At 63.3% G+C, this 3833-nt stretch carries 3 protein-coding genes and 1 tRNA gene; 3 read left to right on the forward strand and 1 reads right to left on the reverse strand.

What is annotated here, in order from left to right; genetic code table 11:
- Nucleotides 1-156: 156 nt before the first annotated feature.
- Nucleotides 157-231 (reverse strand) — tRNA-Val (locus VJ604_RS12360).
- Between the two features lie 251 nt (nucleotides 232-482).
- Between VJ604_RS12360 and VJ604_RS12365 the strand changes: the two genes are divergently transcribed.
- The 3 genes from VJ604_RS12365 to VJ604_RS12375 all read left to right on the forward strand — a co-directional run bounded on the left by VJ604_RS12365 (nucleotide 483) and on the right by VJ604_RS12375 (nucleotide 3564).
- A complete protein-coding gene (locus tag VJ604_RS12365) occupies nucleotides 483-1013 on the forward strand; it encodes a cob(I)yrinic acid a,c-diamide adenosyltransferase (RefSeq protein ID WP_324082921.1) in 531 nt (176 codons plus the stop codon).
- Nucleotides 1014-1123: 110 nt separating this feature from the next.
- On the forward strand, nucleotides 1124-2488 hold the full coding sequence (gene meaB, locus VJ604_RS12370; RefSeq protein ID WP_324082923.1) for a methylmalonyl Co-A mutase-associated GTPase MeaB: 1365 nt from the start codon (nucleotides 1124-1126) through the stop codon (nucleotides 2486-2488).
- Nucleotides 2489-2580: 92 nt separating this feature from the next.
- Nucleotides 2581-3564 (forward strand): L,D-transpeptidase family protein, encoded by a 984-nt coding sequence (locus tag VJ604_RS12375; RefSeq protein ID WP_324082924.1) that lies wholly within the window; start codon nucleotides 2581-2583, stop codon nucleotides 3562-3564.
- Nucleotides 3565-3833: the final 269 nt, after the last annotated feature.

Below are 3833 nucleotides of genomic sequence, written 5' to 3' on the forward strand. Positions count from 1 at the left end.
TAATGTTACCCTTGTTCCGGCAAAAGCCAAGGAGGCTAGGAGGTGAGGGCGAAAGCCAAGGGAAGCTGCTGGGTGAGGGATGGATGGAGTAGTTGCTGCCGGGAGCGGAGAAAGAAAAAGGGCCAAGTCTTTGGACTTGGCCCTTCGCTATTCGTTTGGTGGGCGATACTGGGATCGAACCAGTGACTTCTACCGTGTGAAGGTAGCACTCTCCCGCTGAGTTAATCGCCCGTGAGTGTCCTGACTAAATAGCAGATGGATTGTGTGATGTCAAGCGCTTGTTTCATCTCTGTCACTCTCCATGCCTTCAGCAGGGGGGCCAGATTCTGTCGTCGGGGGATTAACTTGACACTCTCCTTGGCCAGTTGCTATAGTGCGGCCGTTTACGGCAATACCAGTTAAAAATACAGGCATGTCGGTAGCTTATGGCAGTTGTGATGAGAGTGTGGCTGCCGGCTCATCCATGGTGCGAGGGCGTGAAGATGAAATTGGAACAGGGGCTCATTCAGGTTTATACCGGCAACGGCAAGGGGAAGACCACGGCATCGCTCGGGCTCGCCCTGCGGGCGGTTGGGCGGGAGCTCACGGTCTGCATGATCCAGTTCATGAAGGGAGGCGGCCCCTACGGTGAGCAGATGGCGGCCGAGCGGTTGGCCCCCTTTCTGACCATCGTGCAGACGGGGCGTCCCGGATGGGTGAACAAGGACAATCCCCATCAGGAAGACAAGAAGCTGACGGCTGAGGCCCTGGAACTGGCGCGCAAAGCGGTGACGGGAGGGGAGTACGACCTGGTCATCTTGGACGAGATCAACGGCGCGGTCTCCATGGGGCTCGTCCCGGTCGAGGGGGTGCTGGAGCTGATGGCTGACAAGCCTCCCAGGGTGGAGCTGGTGTTGACCGGCCGCAACGCGGACCCGAGGGTGGTGGAGGCGGCCGACCTGGTCACCGAGATGCGAGAGGTGAAACATTATTACAAGGCAGGGGTCCCGGCGCGGGTGGGGATCGAGAAATAAGACGGGGTAGCGGCAAGACGACGCCGTCACCAAAGATCGCTGCTGGGGCTGCGAAGCGCGCAGAAGACTGTAAACTGTACAAATCTTTTATCTTCGGGCAGGGGTGGGCGATGGCGGAGAGGCGATTGCGCGTGCTGGTGGGGAAACCGGGACTGGACGGCCATGACCGGGGGGCGAAGACCATCTCCCGCGCCTTCCGGGACGCCGGCTTCGAGGTGATCTACCTCGGGGTACGGCAGACTCCTGAGCAGATAGTATCCTCGGCCATCCAGGAAGACGTCGACCTGATAGCCCTCTCCATCCTTTCCGACGCCTACCATACCCATCTCCCCGCGGTGAACGAGCTCCTGAAACAGAGAAAGTCGCAGGATATCGCTGTCATCGTCGGCGGGGTCATCGCCGAGGCCGATGTCCCCGCGCTCAAACAGGCCGGGGCCCGCGGAGTCTTCACCCCCGGCACCCCCACCGATGCCATCGTCGCCTGGATTCATGAGAACGTCACCGGCGGGAGGGCTTACGGGTATGCACCCCCCGGCTCCCTCGCCCAACACGTCCTGGAGGGCGACCTGCGGGGAGCCGGCCGCCTGATGCGGGACCTCGACGATGGCCTCCCCGACGCCATCGACCAGCTCCAGCTGCTCCATCCGCATACCGGAAACGCCCACCTCGTCGCAGTCGCCGGCCCTGCCGGTGCCGGCAAGTCCACTTTGATCGACCGCCTGGTGGCGGCTTACCGGGAGAAGGATCTCCTGGTCGGCGTGGTGGCGATCTCACCCAGCAGCTCCCGCTCCGGGGGCGCCATCCTGGGCGACCGCATCCGCCTGAACCGTTACGACGACGATGCCGGCGTCTTTGTCAGGAGCCTCGCCACCCGCGGGGCCAAGGGAGGCGTTTCCCGCTCCACCTGGGAGGTGGTCGGCGTGCTGGATGCCATGGGGATGGACGTCATCATCATCGAGACCGCCGGCTGCGGCCACGACGAGGTGGAGATTCACGACCGGGTGCATACCACCGTGCTGGTGACCATCCCCGGGCTGGGCGATGACGTCGAGGCGATGGAGGCGGGGCTTCTGGAGATGGGTGACATCTTGGTGGTCAACAAGGCCGACCTGGCAGGGGCCGACGCGGCCATCCGCGAGCTGGCCGCCATGCTGGAACTGCCGCAGGCGGAGGCGTCGGCCTGGAGGCCCCCCGTGCTCGGCACGCAAGGGACCGATGGGGCCGGCATCGAACAGCTCTTCTCGGCACTGGAGTCGCACCGGGAATACCTCAAGGTCTCCGGCGCCCTGCAGCAGCGCAACCGCGAGCGGCTGGCCGGCGTCTTCGCAGATGCCCTGCGCGACCGCCTGCTGGACCGGGTGCTGGGCGCGCTTAAGCAAGATCGCCGCTACCGGCAGCTCCTCGATGACCTGCAAAAGGGCAGTACCGACCCCTCTACGGCCGCCCGCGAGCTGGCCGAACGCGCTTTTCCTTGACCGCAGGCCGCGATAGTGCTAATTAGGATCGAATGGGGCGGTATGCCCTTTTCTTTGTTTTTTCGCGAGTTTCCGGTTGGGAGAGTAGCAGGATGTTACGCAAGCTGTCGTTATTGTTGGTCCCTATCATCGTTTTCGCCGTCGTAGTCTACAAGCCGCTGGCCACCTCGCAGCCAGGTCCGAGTCTGCGCGACCCCGCGCACGAAGACCTCTCCCGTTACGACTACCCGAGCCTCGCCAACATCAAGTGGCACAAGCACTTCGTGAGACCCGAGGAATCCCTGGAGTCGCTGTTCGGCAACGACTGGCCCTACGTCGCCCGCTTCAACCGGATCGACCGCCGCCACGTCTACCCCGGCATGACCATCCGGGTCCCCGACGACATGGCCGCCTGCCGCAGCTACTGTCCGCTGCCGCAGGAGTATGCTCCCGCCAAGAACTACGGCAAGTACATCCTGATCGACCTGACCGAGCAGTGGATGGGCGCCTACGAGCACGGCAAGCTCGCTTTCTCCGCCCCCGCCGCCACCGGCGCCGCGGGACACGAGACCCCCACCGGGCTGTTCCAGATCGACGCCCGCGACAAGAACCACGCCTCCTCCCTCTACAAGACCGAGGACCAGAGCGCTCAATATCCCATGGACAACGCCATGCGCTTCCACGTCGGCCCCGACAACGTCGCCTACTGGATCCACGCGCGCGATCTTCCCGGCAAGCCCGCCTCCCACGGCTGCGTCGGCCTCTTCGACGAGGGGATGCAGAAGCGTGTCTACGGCGTGCCGGTCAATCCGGTGCTGCTCGATTCGGAGAGGTTCTTCGAGTGGGCAGGGGGAGAGCAGGTGGGCTACGCGCATGACGACGCCAAGGATGCCGGCGAGGCCGCAGAGGAGATCCCCAAGGCTGGCGGCGCTGAGGCCGGGGCTGCCGAGGCGGTAGCGGTGAGCCAGGAGACGGCGGAAGCTGAGGAGGCGGAGTCGGCACCGGTGGAGGTTGGCCAGGGCTCCGCGCGCGGGGCCATGCTGGTACGCAACTCCGCCATGGTGGAGGTGAGGGGGGCGATCCCCAAGTACCGGTGAAGTACCGGTGAAAGGTGAACGGTGAACGGTGAACGGTGAAAGGTAAGGTGAAAGGTGAAAGGTGAAAGGTGAAAGGTGAAAGGTGAAAGGTGAAAGGTGAAAGGTGAAAGGTGAAACGGCGAAGGGTGAACGGTGAAAAGTTCGCTTAGCTTTTGCACGCTTTTCGTCTACTATTGAGGTGCAACGCGTAGGCCTTCCAACCTGCCGCCGGCGAAATCGACCTTTTTCAGGGAGTCCCAGTGCAGCAGTTTCTCACGGAATACCTGCAG

The sequence above is a fragment of the Geomonas sp. genome, from assembly GCF_035254065.1.
Taxonomy (GTDB): Bacteria; Desulfobacterota; Desulfuromonadia; order Geobacterales; family Geobacteraceae; genus Geomonas.